The following is an 18940-nucleotide window of genomic DNA, read 5'->3' as shown; positions in this document are numbered from 1 at the left end:
GCCATATAAATATAACAACTACCTTTATAAATTAGGTACTTAATGTACACTAACCTACACAAGTTAAGTATATATTAAGTACCAGATGAAAGTCAAGGAGGTACTAAAATGTATGATGAAATTATAGAAATATATTTTAATTATTGGATAAATGAACATATATACAAAGATATTTTAGAAAAAGATAAGTATTATATTGAAAATTGGAAAGAAATTAGAGATATTAATGAATTAATAGAGAATGGATTATTAGAAGAAAATAGAATACATGCATTAATAAAATTAAATGATTTATTTAATTCATTGATAGAATTTGAAAGAGAGCTTAGTTATAAATTTGGATTTCAAGCAGGAGCAAAATTTACAATTGAGTTGTTGAAGTAATTAATTTGTATATTCCAGTAGAATAATTAAATCACAAATTGAGTTTATTAATAATCGTACTGTGATATTTTAAATTAAATAGATTTTAATTATGTTGTTTAAAATAAATATATTTTGTAAAGGAGGGCATAAATATGTCCTCTATAATTTTTTATTCAATCAATTATATTTTAGGTTTTGTGTGTTTAGGTGAATAACATATTTTGATAATAAACATATGATACAATAATTTTATTAAAGTTTAAAATAATAACTCGAGGAAGATAATATGACAATACTTAATCTAGAACCTAATGAGAAAAAAAGGGTGTTTAATAAATATATATCAGAGCAAATAAATAAAGTAGTTTGCAAGTATTTATTTAAGAAAAATATGAGTAATAGAAAGAGACACTATATTTATCATCAAAACAAAGTAAAAGGTATTAATCAACAGGTATATTATATTGTTTGAGTATAAATAAAAATTACAAAAGTAATAAAATAGTGTTAGTCTATTTTTAGATAAACAGAATGTTATACTTTCAACTATAAAAATAAAAATTCTTGTGAAAATCAGACTGTCAAAATTATTAAAATGACTAAATAGATAACTTTACATAAATCAATAAAATAAGCAAAACCCCAATTCTATTTCTATATTCTTCACTATTGAAATTCAAAAGAAATTTGTTAATTAAATAATCAATGTTTTTATAAAAAGATTATTTTATTAAAAATAAATATGTCATTTTTGATATAGTACAAAAAAAGATTGACAATAATACAAAATTTGGTTACTATACAAGTATAAGTTATTTTTAATATAGTACAAAAAATAGGGGGACTTATGAATTTAAATGGGAAGTTTTATAAAAAGAGAATAGATTCAAATGAATACACATTAGAGCAAAAGGAATGCATAGAAGAAAGTATTCAAGTACTAGAAGGTTTAAAAAATGAACCTTTAATGATGCTTGGTAAGATTCAAAGTGGAAAAACAAAAACATTTATAGGTACAATTGCATTAGGATTTGATAATGGATATGATTTAGCAGTAGTATTGACTAAAGGAACTAACGCATTATCTCAACAAACACTGTCAAGAATGAAATATGAGTTTAAAGGGGAACATGTAAGAATATTTGATATAATGTCAATGCCAAATAATCTATCGCTATTTGAATTAAAACAAAAGATGATAATAATAATCAAAAAAGAAAAAAACAATCTTACAAGATTTAAAGATTTTATAGAAACATATCCTCTAAAATCTAATAAAAAGTGCATGATTATTGATGATGAAGCAGATTTTGCTAGTGTTGGATTTGAAAAGAAAAATGAAGCTTTTGATATTAGAAGGATTGCAGCAGATATAAATGAAATTAGGGGAACATTAGATGAATGTAGATTTATTCAAGTGACAGCAACTCCGTACTCACTATACCTTCAGCCAGAAACTTTTCAGCTAGGGGTAGATATTTATCCAATAAAACCTGCTCACACAGTATTGGTACCATCAGGAAAAGGATATATAGGTGGAGATTATTATTTTAACCATGAAGAAAATCCGTTAGCACAATACTTATTTGAAGAGATAGATCAAAAAGAGTTTGAGATTCTAAAAAATAGTGATAGAAGAGTATTTAAAGAAGAAGAAGTTCTTACACATAAAAAATAAGTGGAATAAGAAAAGCTATTATGAACTTTATAGTGGCAGGAACTATTAGACTGCTTCAAAATGGTGGAGATGAATTTGATGAAAATAATAGATATAGTCTTATTATTCATACTGAAATAGCAAAAAATTCTCATACAAGACAAGAGAATATTATTATTACACTAGTTGAAAAACTTAAAGAGTTAATAAATAATGCTAAAGAGACTCTAGATGAATTAATATTAGAATCATTAGCGGATTTAAGTGGAAGTATAGAAGCATATGGATTTGAGATTATAGATAAAGAAATATTGAAATCAGAAGTATATACAGCAATCAGTGAAAGAATAACTATATCTGTTGTCAACTCAGAGAATGAAGTAAAAGATATGTTAGATGAAAGAGGACAATTAGAACTTAGAACACCATTAAATATATTTGTAGGTGGGCAAATATTAGATAGGGGAATAACTATTTCAAATCTAATAGGTTTTGTTTATGGAAGAAGACCTCAGAAGATGCAACAAGATACAGTATTACAACATGCAAGAATGTTTGGTTATAGAAATCCAGAAGACTTAGCAGTTACTAGACTATATACTACTAAACATCTTTATAATCAAATGGTAAAAATAAATGAATTTGACTCTGCACTAAGAAAAGATTTTGAAGAAAAAAAGAATAAAGATGGAGTTATTTTTATAAGAAGAGATTCACTAGGCAAAATAATTCCTTGCTCACCTAATAAAATAATGGTAAGTAAAACTCATATATTAAAAGAGCATAGGAGAATGTTACCACTTGGGTTCACACCAAAGTGTAAAAGTAAAATAACACCTATAGTGAATAAAATAGATAAAATTATTTCAAATGAGAACCCTTATAATGAATCAAAAAATCCATTTGCAATAAGTAAAGAAAAAGCGTGTGAAATAATTGATTTTATATATGATACTATTGACTTAGATGATAATTATTCTGTAGATAGAGAAACTATGTTGTCTCTAATTAATTATTTATCTAGTGGAGAAGTGTATTTATTAGTTAGAGAAGGAAGGGAAACTAAAAAATATACTCCAGGAGCAGGTAGATTGATGAACTCACCAGATAATGGTATTTTGGATGGACGTCCAGCAAAGCAGATAGCTATTGATAATCCTTCATTAATATTAATAAAAAATACAGGTAAATTAGAAAATGGATGGAGTGGAGCACCATTTTGGTGGCCAGTTTTAGTAACACCCAAAAATGTAAAATCTACAGTATATGCAGTAGACTATATGAAGTAAAGAGGTGATAATTTGAAACTAGATGAAATAGCAAAAATTAGCACAGGATTAGTATTAGCTAGAAAAAAATCATCAACTAATAATGGGTTTGCATATGAACTCCTTACCCTAAAAAGTTTTAATGAAAATGGATACATTGAAGATGATTACCTAGACGATTTTATAAGTGAAGAAAAAATAAAAAGTCAGTATTTAACACAAGAAGGAGATATTATAGTAAGATTAAGTTCGCCAAATACTGCGATATATATAACTAAAGATCAGGAGAATATAGTTATTCCATCTTTATTTGCTATAATAAGAAATAGGTCAAAAACTATGAATTCTCAGTTTATTCAAGTATATTTAAACTCAGAAAAATGCAAAAGAAAATTAGCAGCAGATACTATAGGTAGTGCAGTTTCAATTGTTAAAACTAGTAGCTTCAAAGATATAAAGATACCAGAGTATACATTAGAAAAGCAAAATACGATTATAGAATTGAACAAGTTAGTAATTAAAGAGAAAAAAATACTAGAACAATTTATAGATGAAAAAAATAAATACCATAAAACAATAATGAGTAAAATATTCAAATAAAATGGAGGTAAAAATATGGAAATAAAAAAAACTACACAAGAAGAAATTAACTCAACTCTATGGAGGGCAGCAGATACTTTTAGAGGTAAAATAGATTCATCTTTATATAAAGACTACATATTAGTAATGTTATTTATAAAATATTTAAGTGATGTTTATGTAGAGCATTATGAAGAGTATGCAGCAAAATATAATAATGATGAAGCTAGAATAAAAAGAGCTTTAAGCAGAGAAAGATTTATATTAGATGAAAAATCTACTTTTGATTATTTATATGAGAAGAGAAACGATAGTAGTATAGGGGATATTATAAATAAAGCATTGGAGCATATAGAGGAATCAAATAAATTAAAATTAAGAGGTGTGTTTAGAAATATAGATTTTAATTCAGAAGTTATATTAGGAAAAACTAATGATAGAAATGCCATATTAAGAACTTTATTAAATGATTTCAAACCATTAGATTTAAAGCCAAGTAATATAGCAGGAAATGATGTAATTGGAGATTCTTATGAATATATGATAGCTCAATTTGCATCAGATGCAGGAAAAAAAGGAGGAGAGTTTTTTACTCCATCAATGGTTTCAGAGTTACTTGCTAGACTAGTAAAACCTGAAGCAAATGATAGAATATATGATCCAACTTGTGGTTCAGGATCTCTTCTTATAAGAGCGTTTAAAAAAGCACCTAATGGAAAAGCTCAGATTTATGGTCAAGAAAGAAATGGACAAACTCAAGCACTTTGTAAGATGAATATGTTCTTACATGGTATTGATGATGCAAAGATTGAGAATGGAGATACTCTATCAAATCCACTTCATTTAGAAGATGGAAAATTAATGAAGTTTCAAGTTGTTGTAGCTAATCCACCTTTCTCTTTAGATAAGTGGGCGATGGGATTCTCAGGAGCTGAGGTAGATGATAAAAAATTTAAGATGGAAGCTAGTTTAGATATACATAGAAGATTTGATTGGGGAGTACCACCATCAAGTAAGGGAGACTTTGCATTTATTCAGCATATGTTATATTCTCTAGCAGAAGAAGGAAGAATGGGAGTTGTATTACCTCATGGAGTACTATTTAGAGGAGCGAGTGAAGGAAAAATAAGAAAACAAATACTTGAGTTAAATCTTTTAGATGCAGTAATAGGATTACCTGAAAATTTATTCTTCGGAACAGGAATACCTGCAGTAGTATTAATATTTAAGAAAAATAGAGAAAGAGATAATGTGTTGTTTATAGATGCTTCAGGAGACAATCATTATGAAAAGGGTAAAAATCAAAATAAATTAAGGGAAGAAGATTTACAAGAGATTGTTGGAGTATATGAAAGTTATGAAACTGTAGATAAGTATAGCTATTTGGCGAGTTTGGAAGAAATAAAAGAAAATGATTATAACTTAAATATACCTAGATATGTGGATACTTTTGAAGAAGAAGAAATGGTTGATATGGAAGTTGTAGCAGAAAATATATCTAAATTAAAAGCTGAGATATCAGAAGTTGAAATTCAAATGGCTAAATACTTAGAAGAATTAGGTTTAAACTAAGGAGGAATGCTATGAGTGAAATTTAACAATATAATGAAAAAATTAAGCGTATAAATGCATATGATCAAGAATTTTTATATGGAAGAGAATTAGCAAAAACTCTTGAATACTTAAAGTGGGGAAATTTTAAAAGGATAGTAGAGAAGTCCAAAGTAGCTTGTGAAAACAGTGATTATGATGTATCAGATTATTTTGTTGATGTTTGCAAAATAGTTAAGTCTGGATCAGAAAAAAGCATAGATGATATTATGCTTTCAAGATATGTTTGTTATATTATTGTACAAAATGCTGATGCTAGAAAAAAATAGTTGCTTTAGGTAAACTTATTTTGCACAGAAAACTAGAGAGCAAGAATTGGATGAAAACTTTGGACAATTAACGGAAGATATAAAAAGGTTAGCTATTAAAAATGAGCTTAAAGATCTTAATAAAAAATTAGTGAATTCAGCAAAAGATGCAGACGTAAAAATTAATATTGAATATATTATTTTTTAAAATCATGGATATATGGGTCTTTATAGTGAATTGAAAGCTAAGGATATACACTCTAAAAAAGGCTTAAAGAAGAGCCGAAATATATTAGATCACATGGGCAAGACAGAACTAGCTGCAAATCTATTCAGGTCGACACAAAGAAGAAAAACTAAGAAGAGATAATATCAAAAGAAAAGATAATGCTAATAGAACTCACTATGAGGTTGGTACTAAAGTCAGAAATACTATAAAAGAGCTTGGTGGAACAATGCCTGAGAATTTGCCAACACCCGAGAGAAGCGTAAGGACAATCGAGAAGGAAGAACAAAAGAAGTTAAAATAGGAGGTGAATGTAATGAAGAGTGAAATAGTTAATAAGATTAATCTCATAAATAAAGGAAAAATTCCAGAAGGGTATAAAAAAACTGAAAAAAGTAAAATAATACCTAGAGAATGGCAAATAAAAAAGTTTGATGAATGTATTGAAATTACAAAAGGACAAGTGAATCCTAATATTAATCCGTATTGTAAAATGATACATATAGGACTAGCCAATATTGAAAAATTAACAGGGAGGTTATTATATACTAATTTAGCTAATGAAGAGGATTTAACTAGTAGTAAATATTATTTTGATAAAGATACAGTACTTTATGGAAAAATAAGGCCGGAATTAGGGAAAGTATTATATGCTAATTTCGAAGGTATATGTAGTGCAGATATTTATCCACTTAAAACATTACATAATCTTAAAGCTAAATATTTAAAATACATACTATTGGATAATAAATTCTATAAGTTTACAGTTAGGTCATCAATGAGAACAGGAATGCCTAAGATTAATAGGGAAGATTTATCTACGTATGTTTTTACTATACCAACTATAAATGAGCAAGAAAAAATATCAGAAATTTTAGATACGTGGGACAAGTTAATAGAATTAAAAGAAATGCTTATAAAAGAAAAACAAAAGAATAAAAAAGGTTTAATGGAAAGACTTTTAACTGGAAAAGTTAGATTAAAAGGATTCAATGATAAGTGGAATAGAATTAAATTAGATAAATTAATTGAAGAATCTAAAGAAAAAAGTATAGAAAATAACCAACATAATATATTATCAGTTACAAAAGAAGGAATATATCTTCAAAGTGAGTATTTTAATAGACAAATTGCAAGTAAGGATAATATAGGATATAAAGTTGTAAGAAAAAATAATTTAGTTTTTAGTACAATGAATCTATGGATGGGAAGTATAGACATACTTAATAAATATGATATAGGGATAGTATCACCAGCATGTAAGGTATTTTATTTAAATGAAGAATTAGTAGATATTAGCTTTATGAAATATTTTATAAAAAGTTCATATATGATGAATTTATACAGTCTAAATTCTGAACAAGGAGCTAGTATTGTAAGGAGAAATCTTGATTTAAAAGGTTTACTATCTACAAACGTTAGACTGCCGAATATAGATGAACAGAAAAAAATAGGTGAGATATTAGGTATAAGTTCTAGAGAAATAGATCTATTAGAAAAAGAAGTAGAATTACTAAAATATCAAAAGAAAGGTATTATGCAGTTACTTTTAACAGGTATAGTAAGAGTATAAGTAACTATAAAATAAATTAAAGACTAAAAAGAAACAGTTAATATTATAAGTTAACTGTTTCTTAATACAGAATATAGGGGGAGATTATATGGATAATAAAAAATTAGATGAAATAAATATAAGCCAAAAACCTGCTATAGAAGTATTGGAAAACTTAGGATACACATATATAGGGACACAAGAAGCTGAAAGTATGAGAGGAAATCTATATAATGTATTACTAAAATCAATAGTAAAATCTAAATTAGAAGAATTGAATTCTTACATATATAAGGGCAAAGAATGTGAATTTAATGAAAAAAATATAAGAGCAGCAATGAATGATTTAGATGAATTATTAACTGATGGGCTAGTTAAAACAAATGAAAAAATATTTAACACTTTAATCCTAGGAAGAAGTTATACTGAAATTTTAGAAGATGGGACTAAAAGAAGTTTTACAATTAAGTTTATAGATTGGGAAGATATTAGTAACAATGACTTTTATATTGTAGAAGAATTTTCAGTTGAAAGTGAAGATGGAAAAAATACAGCTAGACCTGACTTAGTATTATTTATAAATGGGATTCCTTTTGGTGTTATAGAATGTAAAAAAAGCTCATTATCTATAGAACAAGGTATAAGTCAAATGATTAGAAATCAATCAAAAGACTATATTCCTCAGTTATTTAAATTTATACAGATTGCAATGGCGACTAATAAGAATGAAACTAAGTATGCTACATGCAGTACTCCTAAGAAGTTTTGGAGTGTATGGAAAGAAGAAAATAATAAATGGTTAGAGGATGAATTAGATAAAGTAGTAAATGACAGAATACCTACTAATCAAGACAAAAACATAATCTCGTTGTTTCATCCATCAAGAGTTATTGAATTTATCAAATACTTTATATTATTTGATAAAGATGTAAAGAAAATATGCAGATACCAACAATACTTTGCAATAAAAGAAATAATGAAGACTATAGAAGAAAATGATGAGAATGGAAATAGACAATCTGGGGTTGTATGGCATACTCAAGGTTCTGGAAAATCTTTAACAATGGTAATGGTGGCAAAATATATTTTATCTAAACTTGCAACTTTAAACCCTAAAGTTATAGTGGTTACTGATAGAGTTGATTTAGATACACAGATCAATAGGACATTCAACCATACAAGATTAAAAGCAACAAAGGCATCAACTGGTAATCATTTAATAAAGCTAATTAATGATGATGAGGCTGATATCATAACTACTTTAGTTCATAAATTTGATACAGCAGCAAATAAAGAAACAAAGTTGGAGAATAGAGATATATTTGTGTTAGTAGACGAGTCTCATAGAAGTCAGTATAAAGAATTAAATACAAAGATGAAAAATGTATTTCCTAATGCATGTTATATAGGATTTACAGGTACCCCTCTAATGAAAAAGCAAAAAAGTACGGTTAAAAAGTTTGGGAGTAAACTAATACACAAATATACTATAGCTAATGGAGTAGAAGACAAAGCAATACTACCGCTTTTATATGAGGGAAGAATGGTAGAACAAAGCGTTAATAGGAGAGCTATTGATTTACAACTTGATATAATTACGAGAAATCTTAATAAAGCTCAAAAAGAAGAAGTAATGAAAAAATGGAGTCGTTTTGAGAGAGTAGCATCTAGTGAACAAAGAATAAGGCTAATATCTTTTGATATAAATGAACATTTTGTGAATAACTATAAAAGTAGTAACTCACCATTTACAGCTATATTAGCAACTAGTAGTAAATCAGAAGCTATAAAATATTTAAGAGCTTTTGAAGAGCTGAATGATATGAATGTGGCAGTTGTAATTTCACCTCCTGATATGAGGGAAGGCAATGAAGAAGTAGATAAAGTATCTAAGGATATGATTATTGAATTTTGGAATGAAATGATGAAGAAATACAGTAATTCTACATCATATGAAGATACGATAAAAGATAACTTCATTCATGGTGAAATAGATTTATTAATAGTAGTAGAAAAACTTCTTACAGGATTTGATGCACCAAGAGCAACTGTTTTATATATAGATAAAGAAATGAAGGAACATACATTACTTCAAGCTATTGCAAGAGTTAATCGTCTATATGAAGGTAAAGACTATGGTTATATTGTGGATTATAGAGGGTTAATAAAAAAGCTGGATGAAGCTATGAGCCAATATAGTGGATCTGGGCTTGAGAACTTTGAAGGGAAAGATCTAAAAGGTGCTATTTGTAATGTAAGTGTAATAATAGGTTCTTTAAGGCAATATTACAGTGAACTTATTAGTTTCTTTGATAGTGTAAAAAATAAAGATGATGAAGAAGAATATGAAGTTTACCTAGCTGATAATAAATTAAGAACAGATTTTTATGAGTTAGTAAGCAACTATGGAAGGAATTTATCAATAACTCTAGAATCTGAGAAAATTTATAATGAATTAGGAAAAGAAGAGATAGAAAAACATAAATCATATTTCAAGTTCTGTCAGAAATTAAGACAGTCTGTAAAAAGAAGATATTCAGATAGTATAGACAATAAAGAATATGAAGCTAGAATGCAAAAATTAATAGATAATTACATTGCAGCTGAAGGTATGATGTATATAACTAATCCAGTAGATATACTTGATGAAAAAGCTTTTGAAGAAGAAGTAAAGAATACCAAAAATCCTAGATCAAAAGCAGATACAATTAGAACAAGACTAGGAAAAAGTATAAGTGAAAAATGGGATGAAAATCCTACTTACTATAAAAAGTTCTCAGAGAGAATAGAAAAAGTATTAGAAGATTATAAAAATAAAAGAATATCTGAAGTTGATTATCTAAATAAAATGGAAGATCTAAAGAATAAATATAGAGAAAAGAAAGATGAAACAGAGTATCCAGACCCTATTAAGTATAATGAGAATGCACAGGCTTTCTATGGTGTAGTAAGTGAAGTGGTCTGTGATAGCGATAGTGAATATTGTGAAATGGACGATTTGGCAAAGTTAGCTTTACAAATTGATAATGTAATTAGGGAAAAGTGTAAAGTTGATTGGCATAATAATACTGATGTACACAATCAGATAGCTCAAGAAATAGATGATATTATATTTGATTATACGGACAAAACAGGAATAGAACTTACTTTTGATGATATAGATAAAATAATAGAAAAAGTAAAAAATATAGCGTTAAAGAGATATTAGGAGACAAAATGAACACATATGAGATAATCCATGGTGAAAGTATAATTAAATTTAAGCTTGAGAGAAAACATATTAAAAATATTAACTTAAATATTAAAATTAGTGGGGATGTAGTTGTATCTGCTAATCAAGAAGTTCCACTAGAATATATAAAAGAGTTTGTTTCTAAGAAAGCTGACTGGATTGAAAAAAATTTAAAATATTACAAAAATCATGAACCAGAAAAAGAACATAAGAAAGAATTAGTTAGTGGAGAGACTTTAAAATATTTAGGAAAACAGTACAGACTTAAAGTAGTAGAAAGTGAAGAAGAAGTTGTAAAATATTTTAGAGGATATATTTATTTAAATGTGAAAGATAAGGGTAATTACAAGAGAAAAGAAGAGTTATTAAATAATTGGTACGATTATAAATGTAAAACTATATTTAATGATTTGTATAATGAAATTTACCCACAGTTAAGTAAATATGATGTTCCTCATATAAAAGTTAATATAAGAAAAATGAAAACAAGATGGGGATCATGTATTGCTAGTAAAAATACAATAATATTAAACCGAGATTTAATCAAAGCCCCAAAGTACTGCATAAAATATGTTATCTTACATGAGTTAATTCATATGATTCACAATGAACATAATAAAGAATTTTATGACTTTCTTTATATATTTATGCCTGACTGGGAAGAAAGAAAAAAAATATTAGATGAAGAAATTGCAATGATATTATAAAAGGAGTAAAAATATGGCTGATAAAATAATAAAAGCTCAAAATTTATTTGACAAATTATAAAGAAATTTTAAATATTCTAAAATACTATACAATAATAAGAGTTAAAGCTGAAGGTATCATAAAAATAGGTTTTATAACAATTAGTTATAAAACCTATTTTTATACTAATATTTAAATACTAAATAGAAAATTATACCCCAATAATACCCCAACTACAAAAATAAACAATAAAAAATAACCAAAAAAATCAGTCTAACATCATAACTAAATAGCCATATACCTATATTTACAAAAACCAACAAAACAATCAAATAACCACTTATAGACTCCCCTCGTCTCCACCATTAAAATTCACGAAAAATATTAGCAATTTGCTAATATTTTTTTTGTGAAAATTAATCTAATAACCTATATAATTAATTTATAAAACATATATGAAGGAGTAAAACTATATGGCTAAAATTGACAATATGATGTCTATATTATGGATGTTAAACTCAGATAAAAAAGTTACTGCAAAACAAATATCTGAAAAACTAGAAATAAATATAAGAACTGTCTACAGATACATTGATGCATTATCTGCTAGTGGAGTACCTATAATTTCAGATACAGGTCATAATGGTGGATATACACTTTTGAATAATTTCATTAAAGCACCTCTTTTTTTCGATACAGAGGAGCAAACTGCTCTACTTCATGCAGCTATATTTGCTAAAGAAGAGGGATGTTTCTTAGATGACACATTAGATAAGGCAACATCAAAGTTAAAAATGTATTCAAATCAAAAACAAGAAGAAATTTTAACAAAACATTTAATAGGTTTTGAAGTAATAAAACCCACTGGAAAAATATCCATAGAATCTGTACTTAAAAAGTTAAAAAATAGTATAGCAAATGAATTATCTGTAGAAATTAACTACCGTACAGCTCGTGAAGAAAAATCAAAATGTAGGATTATAAATCCATATGGAATTGTTCGTTGGAATAATAATTGGTACATAGTAGCATTTTGTCAAATGAGAAATGAGATTCGTAGTTTTAGGATAGATAGAATTAGTAATGTTATAGAAACATCAAATACTTTTAATAGACCAAAGGAATTTTCAGCAAGTGAATTTTTTATAAGAGGGATTATGGATGAAACAAAAGATGAGGATAATCTTATACCATTAGTTATAGAAGGAAGTATAAATGCATTAGATAACTTATGTCAGCATTGGCTTCTAGGATATTATTTGAAAGAAAGAACTTCAAATAAAGCAATATTTAAACTTCAAGAAGAGGTAATATATACATATATACCAAATATACTTATACCTTATAGAAAATCGATACAAATAATTGAACCATTAAGTCTTAGGGATAAAATAGTTGAAAATTTACTCAAATTAATTAATCATTATCAAATTTAATAACTTAACTGACAGAGTATGTCAGTTAAGTTATTTTACAATTAGGTATATTAATTAACCATATAAGGAGCAAAAGATGAAAAATAGAAAAGTATATATGTATGTATTTGATACTATGTCAGATTGGGAAGTTGGATATTTAACTGCGGAATTAAATACAGGAAGATATTTTAAAAAAGGATTAAAACCACTAAAAGTAATTACAGTAGGAGTTGATAAAAATCCTATTATAACAATGGGTGGGTTAAAAGTTTTACCTGAGATTACAGTTGATGAGTTTAATATGGAAAGTAATGATTTATTAATTTTGCCAGGGGGAGATACTTGGATATCTATAGCTCATGAGATAATATTAGAAAAAGCTAAAGAGGCTTTGGGACAAGGGGCTATAGTTGCAGCTATTTGTGGTGCTACTTTAGGGCTAGCTAAAACAGGTTTACTAGAGTCTAGAGATCATACAAGTAATGATTTAGAATTTCTAAAAATGGTGATACCAAGTTATACTGGAGAAAAATATTATAAAATGGAATCTGCAGTTAATGATGAAAATTTAATTACTGCTTCGGGAATCGCACCATTGGAATTTACGATACAAGTTTTAAAAGTTTTAGATGTTTTTAAAGAAGAAGCATTAAGTTCTTGGTTAAACCTTTATAAAACTCATGACTCTAAATATTTTTTCGAACTAATGAATTGTAATAAAGAAATTTAAGGTTTATTTTTAAATGTAATGTAGTATAATGTAGTTTTAGATAAAATAAAAAGAAACTGCAATCTAGTGGGTAGAGTAGTGGTTTCTAGTATAGATTGCTTTTTAGTGAATTTGAATTTAATTTTAAATTCAAATTCTAAACCACTCTACCACCAATAGATAAGTGGTTTTTTATTTTATCATATATGTAATTGGTACTTATACCAATACAAATAGAAACGATAGTTCCTATAATAAAATTTATAATTAGTTCCATAGAGAGTACCCCCCCTTCCTACTTACTTACTGTAAGAACTAAGACTATATGAAACCAGCACTCATAGATTGTAGTTTCTTTTGTTGTGTTATATCATAGAATAGTAAAGTGATGTATATTTTTAATAAAAACTTAGAGTTGTATATGAAATGAATTAATCATGGGTATTATTCCTGCGATTCGTCTCCACCAATTTATAAAAATGAATAATGAAATACTTAGAAATACTAGTCAATATTGACTAGTATTTTTTATTTTGGTGATGAAATCCACCAACCATACTCCAACGACAGAAAAAGAGGTTTTTTTGAGGGTATATTGGGGTGCATTTAGGTTGTATAATTATACATTTCAATATTACATGTTCATTAGGATAATAGTTAGTAAATGATATGATTGAGAGAATAGATATAATAAAATAATTTAGTATTGTATTGTAATATTTATTAAAAAATATATTTTATATATTATAAGAATTTTTAGAGAGAGAAAGTTCTACAAAAGCGAATAAAAAAGTAGTTTTATAATATTATTTGTAACTATTTGATGGTTATTATGAAATCTTTTATAAACTATATTTATAAATATATTACTAAATATTTACAATATTCTATTGCAATTTATTTGGAAAAGTTATATATTTATAACATGAAGTGTTATAAATATATAACTTTTAAGGAGTGATTTTATATGTCTAGATCAGAGATTGGTGTTAAAGCAAATCTTGTTTCAGAGTTACTTATGATATCCTATTTTTTTATAGACTTATTATTAAAAAAGTTTATTTTTAAAGGGGAAGATATTTGGATTACTTTTATAATTTTATTCGCTTTTTGGGCATGTGACTTCATGTATAATAAAAAATATAATGATTTAGTTGATGAGGCATCAAAACTTATGTTATTAAAGGTTAATCAAATTGCATCAAAAATAATGTTATACTCTATATTTGTAATAGCTGTTTTCTTTTCAGCCAATCATACAAGAGGTTTGGATATATCAAATTTGGATATAGGTATAATTCTCTTAGCAGTTTTATTTATACAATCTTTATCTAAATTAATTTTGTATATATATTTTGATAAAAGGGGGATATGTAACTAAGTGGCAATATCAATGAAACAAAAATTAAGATATAATTTTTAAGGAGTGATTTTATATGTATAAATCAGAAACTGGTGTAAGATCAAAGCTAATCTTAGAATTACTTGTAATGACTTATTTTTTTATAGCTGTATTAGCGACTAAGTATATTTTTAAAGGTCCAAGTACTGCATCTCTTCCAGGACTGAGTTGGTTAATAGTCTTTGGATGTTATTTAATTTATAATAAAAAATATAATGATTTAGTTGATGAATCATCTAAATTTATACTATCAAAGGTTAATCAGATTGCAATAACAATAATGATATATTCTATAGTTATAATAGCTATTTTCTTTGCAACGCCTTATACAAGGAATATAAATATATCAAACTTGGATACTGGTATAATCCTCATTGCAGTTTTATTTATACAGTCCTTATCTAAATTAGTGTTGTATATATACTTTGATAAAAGGGGGATATGTAACTAAGTGGCAATATTGATGAAAACAAAAATTAAAGAATATAGAGAAAAACTCCTTATGACGCAAAATGAACTTGCTAAATCAGTTGGGGTAAGACGTGAGACTATTGTACACTTAGAAAATGGAAAATATAATCCTTCTTTAAAGTTAGCGATGGATATTGCTAAAGTATTCGATACCACAGTAGAAAATTTGTTTGAATTTATTGAAGAAGACTAGTGAATAGTCTATAAATATTTATAAGAGGGTTAATGAAATATAGTTATTTAATTATTAAATTTGTTAAAAATATTTATATATAATATAATGTATGATTAAAGTTAGATTATAATTATTTTAAGATAATAAGAGTATTGTAAATGATAAAAATTAATGAATATACAGTTAATTAATAAATAATAGATAAAAATTTAAAGTTTAGATGTGAGGATGAGGTATAGTTTTACAGTAGTTCATACTTTTAATTAAGACTTAAAATGGAAACCACACATACATGCATTATTTACTGAAGCTAGTCTAGATAAAAAAATAATAAGTGATTTAAGAAAGTATCTCATATACCATATAAGTATTAGTTTAGGTGACCTATTTATAGGTCATTTTTTATGCATAAAAATAATGATAATATTAATATTTAAAATATGTTTTAAAGAAATAAAATACCTAGATTGAAAAATGGATTAATGTGAATATAAAAATTATATGTATAAAAATAAGTATAGCCATAGAAAAAAACAATAATAAAATCAGTAGTTATAGAAAAATACAATTATATAGATTATTGTTGAATCGTTGACTATAAGAATAATAACATTTAAAATGAACATGGAGAATATTGGGGAGGAATCAATATGAAGAGAAAAATAGCAGCTGTCTTATTAACTGTAGCAACGTCATTATCACTTGTAGCTTGTAGCAATGATAGCACATCAAAAAGTGATGAATTAGAGGATACATTAGTAGTATATACTACACATGGAGAGGATATGCTAGGAGCAATTTCTGAAGAATTTACAAAGGAAACAGGCGTTAATGTTGAATTCATAAACTTAAAAGGTGAACTAGCAGATCGTGTTAGAAGTGAAAAAGAGAATCCACAAGCAGATATAATGTTTGGTGGAGATACATCTACATACATGCAATTAAAAGAAGAAGGATTATATGAAAAGACTGAACCAAGCTGGAATAATGAATTAGACAAGTCTTACAAAGATTCAGACGGATATTGGTATGGAACTATAAAAACACCAGTAATGATGTTTTATAACACAAAACTATTATCAGCTGATAAAGCACCAAAAGATTGGAGCGATTTAACAAAAGAAGAATATAAAGACTTAATAGTTTCTAGAGATTCATTATCATCATCTATGCGTTCTACTGTTAGTAACTTAATCAATTACTACTCAACTACTAAGAGTGAAGATGAAGCTTGGAAGTACCTTGAGGGTTTAAATAAAAATATAAAGAACTACTACAATAGCGGAAGTGTTATGTATTCCGCAATAGGTAAAGGAGAAGCTGCTATATCTATTGCAGTATTAAGTGATATAATAGATAATAAAGAAAAAAATAATATGCCATTAGAAGTTGTGGATGCAGAGAGTGGTTCTGTCGTAATCACAGACTGTGTAGCGGCTCTAAAAAATGCACCACATCCAAATGCAGCAGCTAAGTTTATAGATTTTGTTGGAAGTGCTAAGGTTCAAGCTATGGTTGCAAATGATTTTAATCGTATTCCAACATTAGATTCTGCACTTAAAGATTCACCAAAGTGGATGTCAAAAGAATATAAAGCTATGGATGTAGATTGGTCTGTAATTGGAAAAAATCAATCTAACTGGATTGAAAAGTGGGAAACAGATATAATAGATAACAACAAAACTATAAAATAGTCTAATTAAATAATTTAATATTATATACAAAAATAGTGAGGATTTTCCTCGCTATTTTACGTATAAGGGAACTATGATATCTCATGGTTTTTGTATAACTCACACAACTAAATGATACTAACACACCAATATTAAATAAAATAGCTTTTAAGCAACTGACGAAGTAGTTAACGATATGAAGTGATTCGTAGACGTAGTTACTCAAGTGAAGTGAATTTTTTACTATGCAAAACTTTTAATTATAGTAAAAGTATAATTTATGTGGACAAGGAGATGAAAATGGGACTGAAAATTAGTTAGATATAAGATTTTTGATAAAGATAAAATGATGGAAATAGCAGAGATTAAAGGTATAGATTATATATATAGAAAAGTTAGGGAACTAGAAAAGGATGATGAAATAGCAATAGAGTTTCCTAGATTTAAAATCTATGATGATTCATCATGTGTATATTTGGAGATTTATAAATATTAGATAATTTGTGGAGACGATATGAAGAATATAGAATTAAAAGAAATTAATCATTATTATGGAAAAGAAAAAGTATTACATGATGTTAATATATCCATTAAGGAAGGAGAGTTTTTTACTTTATTAGGTTCTTCTGGATGTGGAAAAACGACTATTTTAAGAATAATTGGTGGATTTATAAAACCTTCTTCTGGAAGTATTTATGTTGGTGATAAAAATATTACTAACCTAGAACCAGAAAATAGAAATATGGGAACTGTTTTTCAAAACTATGCACTGTTTCCAAATATGACAGTAGAAGAAAATGTATCTTATGGATTGAAAATAAAAAAGTTATCTAAAAAAATTATAGTGGAAAAATGTGATAATTATTTAGAATTGGCAGGAATGAAAGATTTTAGAAAGAGAAAGATTGATGAACTATCTGGTGGACAGCAACAAAGGGTAGCAGTAGCAAGAGCATTAGCGACTGAGCCTACTATGCTTTTATTAGATGAGCCAATGTCTAATCTAGATATAGCTTTAAGAATCAAGATGAGAGAAGAAATAAGAGAGATACAGCAAAAGATAGGTATTACTACTTTATTTATTACTCATGATCAACAAGAAGCCTTAGCTATTTCTGATAGAATAGCTGTAATGGATAAGGGTAAAGTTCTTCAAATTGGTGTACCAATGGAAGTTTACAAAAGCCCATTGAATGATTTTGTAGCAAACTTTGTAGGTACTTCAAATTGTATTGAAAAAGAAGATTATGTTAATTTTAATATTGAAAAAGAGACAAAGCCTTATATTTATAAAAGACCTGAAGAAATGGTATTATTGCAAAATACCAACCAAAGAGGTTTTGTAAAAATAAAAGTAGAATCTAAGAATTTCTTAGGGCCAATTTTAGAATATACAGTATCAAATAATGGAAAAAAATATCAAGTAACTGAACTTAATAGACTGAATAATAGCAATAAATTAAATGTAGGGGATAGGGCATATTTAGGTGTGCTACAAGGTGAATAATATGATTAAAAAAATAAACCATAGTAAATTCACAACTAAAAATGTTATTTCTATTATTTTATACAGTATATTATTTTGGATTTTGATTAAAAAATAGCTACGCACACTCGTGACTTTAGTCATGAGTTAGTAGCTAAAATAGTCAGCATATAGGGAAAC

The 18940-nt window shown here is 26.8% G+C and carries 18 protein-coding genes; all 18 read left to right on the top strand.

The genetic code is table 11. From position 1 onward, the window contains the following. Positions 1 to 108: 108 nt before the first annotated feature. The 18 genes from KGF36_RS18270 (at position 109) to KGF36_RS18190 (ending at position 18781) form a co-directional block, all read left to right on the top strand. Positions 109 to 384 carry a hypothetical protein gene (locus KGF36_RS18270; RefSeq protein WP_077717053.1) on the top strand — a complete coding sequence of 92 codons (276 nt, stop codon included), beginning with the start codon at positions 109 to 111 and terminating at the stop codon, positions 382 to 384. A gap of 829 nt (positions 385 to 1213) precedes the next feature. After that, positions 1214 to 2044, top strand: a complete 831-nt coding sequence (locus KGF36_RS18265) for a hypothetical protein (RefSeq protein WP_227854933.1) — start codon at positions 1214 to 1216, stop codon at positions 2042 to 2044. A 20-nt stretch (positions 2045 to 2064) separates the two neighbouring features. Continuing rightward, positions 2065 to 3312, top strand: a complete 1248-nt coding sequence (locus tag KGF36_RS18260) for a Z1 domain-containing protein (protein ID WP_227854932.1) — start codon at positions 2065 to 2067, stop codon at positions 3310 to 3312. Between the two features lie 12 nt (positions 3313 to 3324). Further along, positions 3325 to 3891 (top strand): hypothetical protein, encoded by a 567-nt coding sequence (locus KGF36_RS18255; RefSeq protein ID WP_227854931.1) that lies wholly within the window; start codon positions 3325 to 3327, stop codon positions 3889 to 3891. Between the two features lie 15 nt (positions 3892 to 3906). Then, complete coding sequence (locus tag KGF36_RS18250) at positions 3907 to 5442, top strand: type I restriction-modification system subunit M (protein WP_227854930.1); 1536 nt, start codon at positions 3907 to 3909, stop codon at positions 5440 to 5442. A gap of 41 nt (positions 5443 to 5483) precedes the next feature. Next, positions 5484 to 5750 (top strand): hypothetical protein, encoded by a 267-nt coding sequence (locus KGF36_RS20535; RefSeq protein ID WP_413926893.1) that lies wholly within the window; start codon positions 5484 to 5486, stop codon positions 5748 to 5750. 46 nt (positions 5751 to 5796) lie between these two features. After that, entirely contained in the window at positions 5797 to 5937 is a 141-nt protein-coding gene (locus tag KGF36_RS18245) for a hypothetical protein (protein ID WP_021424916.1), read from the top strand. A gap of 334 nt (positions 5938 to 6271) precedes the next feature. Next, positions 6272 to 7528 carry a restriction endonuclease subunit S gene (locus tag KGF36_RS18240; protein ID WP_227854929.1) on the top strand — a complete coding sequence of 419 codons (1257 nt, stop codon included), beginning with the start codon at positions 6272 to 6274 and terminating at the stop codon, positions 7526 to 7528. 88 nt (positions 7529 to 7616) lie between these two features. Next, a complete protein-coding gene (locus KGF36_RS18235) occupies positions 7617 to 10715 on the top strand; it encodes a type I restriction endonuclease subunit R (RefSeq protein ID WP_227854928.1) in 3099 nt (1032 codons plus the stop codon). A gap of 8 nt (positions 10716 to 10723) precedes the next feature. Next, the gene (locus tag KGF36_RS18230) at positions 10724 to 11446 is read left to right on the top strand and encodes a SprT family zinc-dependent metalloprotease (RefSeq protein WP_227854927.1); all 723 of its coding nucleotides are present in this window, start codon (positions 10724 to 10726) and stop codon (positions 11444 to 11446) included. Positions 11447 to 11899: 453 nt separating this feature from the next. After that, positions 11900 to 12862 (top strand): helix-turn-helix transcriptional regulator, encoded by a 963-nt coding sequence (locus KGF36_RS18225; RefSeq protein ID WP_227854926.1) that lies wholly within the window; start codon positions 11900 to 11902, stop codon positions 12860 to 12862. A gap of 76 nt (positions 12863 to 12938) precedes the next feature. Beyond that, positions 12939 to 13574, top strand: a complete 636-nt coding sequence (locus tag KGF36_RS18220) for a type 1 glutamine amidotransferase family protein (protein WP_227854925.1) — start codon at positions 12939 to 12941, stop codon at positions 13572 to 13574. A gap of 946 nt (positions 13575 to 14520) precedes the next feature. Further along, positions 14521 to 14934 carry a hypothetical protein gene (locus KGF36_RS18215; protein WP_227830249.1) on the top strand — a complete coding sequence of 138 codons (414 nt, stop codon included), beginning with the start codon at positions 14521 to 14523 and terminating at the stop codon, positions 14932 to 14934. Positions 14935 to 14989: 55 nt separating this feature from the next. Further along, entirely contained in the window at positions 14990 to 15406 is a 417-nt protein-coding gene (locus KGF36_RS18210; RefSeq protein ID WP_227830248.1) for a hypothetical protein, read from the top strand. Beyond that, on the top strand, positions 15407 to 15619 hold the full coding sequence (locus KGF36_RS18205; RefSeq protein ID WP_227830247.1) for a helix-turn-helix transcriptional regulator: 213 nt from the start codon (positions 15407 to 15409) through the stop codon (positions 15617 to 15619). Positions 15620 to 16251: 632 nt separating this feature from the next. Continuing rightward, on the top strand, positions 16252 to 17295 hold the full coding sequence (locus KGF36_RS18200) for an extracellular solute-binding protein (protein ID WP_227854924.1): 1044 nt from the start codon (positions 16252 to 16254) through the stop codon (positions 17293 to 17295). Between the two features lie 328 nt (positions 17296 to 17623). Continuing rightward, positions 17624 to 17770: a hypothetical protein gene (locus KGF36_RS18195; protein WP_227854923.1), complete on the top strand. Its 147-nt coding sequence runs from the start codon at positions 17624 to 17626 to the stop codon at positions 17768 to 17770. Positions 17771 to 17788: 18 nt separating this feature from the next. Continuing rightward, positions 17789 to 18781, top strand: a complete 993-nt coding sequence (locus KGF36_RS18190) for an ABC transporter ATP-binding protein (RefSeq protein WP_227854922.1) — start codon at positions 17789 to 17791, stop codon at positions 18779 to 18781. Positions 18782 to 18940: the final 159 nt, after the last annotated feature.

This window comes from Clostridioides sp. ZZV14-6009 (assembly GCF_020658095.1).
Taxonomy (GTDB): Bacteria; Bacillota; Clostridia; order Peptostreptococcales; family Peptostreptococcaceae; genus Clostridioides.
The sequence above is the reverse complement of the archived record's forward strand: the minus strand, read 5'-3'. Positions and strand labels throughout refer to the sequence as shown.

Bases quoted from the DNA above. Each gene is read 5' to 3' on its own strand.
- KGF36_RS18210 (WP_227830248.1), top strand. From the start codon at position 14,990: ATGTATAAATCAGAAACTGGTGTAAGATCAAAGCTAATCTTAGAATTA.
- KGF36_RS18235 (WP_227854928.1), top strand. From the start codon at position 7,617: ATGGATAATAAAAAATTAGATGAAATAAATATAAGCCAAAAACCTGCT.
- KGF36_RS18260 (WP_227854932.1), top strand. From the start codon at position 2,065: ATGAACTTTATAGTGGCAGGAACTATTAGACTGCTTCAAAATGGTGGA.
- KGF36_RS18215 (WP_227830249.1), top strand. From the start codon at position 14,521: ATGTCTAGATCAGAGATTGGTGTTAAAGCAAATCTTGTTTCAGAGTTA.
- KGF36_RS18250 (WP_227854930.1), top strand. From the start codon at position 3,907: ATGGAAATAAAAAAAACTACACAAGAAGAAATTAACTCAACTCTATGG.
- KGF36_RS18190 (WP_227854922.1), top strand. From the start codon at position 17,789: ATGAAGAATATAGAATTAAAAGAAATTAATCATTATTATGGAAAAGAA.
- KGF36_RS18265 (WP_227854933.1), top strand. From the start codon at position 1,214: ATGAATTTAAATGGGAAGTTTTATAAAAAGAGAATAGATTCAAATGAA.
- KGF36_RS18230 (WP_227854927.1), top strand. From the start codon at position 10,724: ATGAACACATATGAGATAATCCATGGTGAAAGTATAATTAAATTTAAG.
- KGF36_RS18270 (WP_077717053.1), top strand. From the start codon at position 109: ATGTATGATGAAATTATAGAAATATATTTTAATTATTGGATAAATGAA.
- KGF36_RS18195 (WP_227854923.1), top strand. From the start codon at position 17,624: ATGGAAATAGCAGAGATTAAAGGTATAGATTATATATATAGAAAAGTT.
- KGF36_RS18225 (WP_227854926.1), top strand. From the start codon at position 11,900: ATGGCTAAAATTGACAATATGATGTCTATATTATGGATGTTAAACTCA.
- KGF36_RS18200 (WP_227854924.1), top strand. From the start codon at position 16,252: ATGAAGAGAAAAATAGCAGCTGTCTTATTAACTGTAGCAACGTCATTA.
- KGF36_RS18220 (WP_227854925.1), top strand. From the start codon at position 12,939: ATGAAAAATAGAAAAGTATATATGTATGTATTTGATACTATGTCAGAT.
- KGF36_RS18240 (WP_227854929.1), top strand. From the start codon at position 6,272: ATGAAGAGTGAAATAGTTAATAAGATTAATCTCATAAATAAAGGAAAA.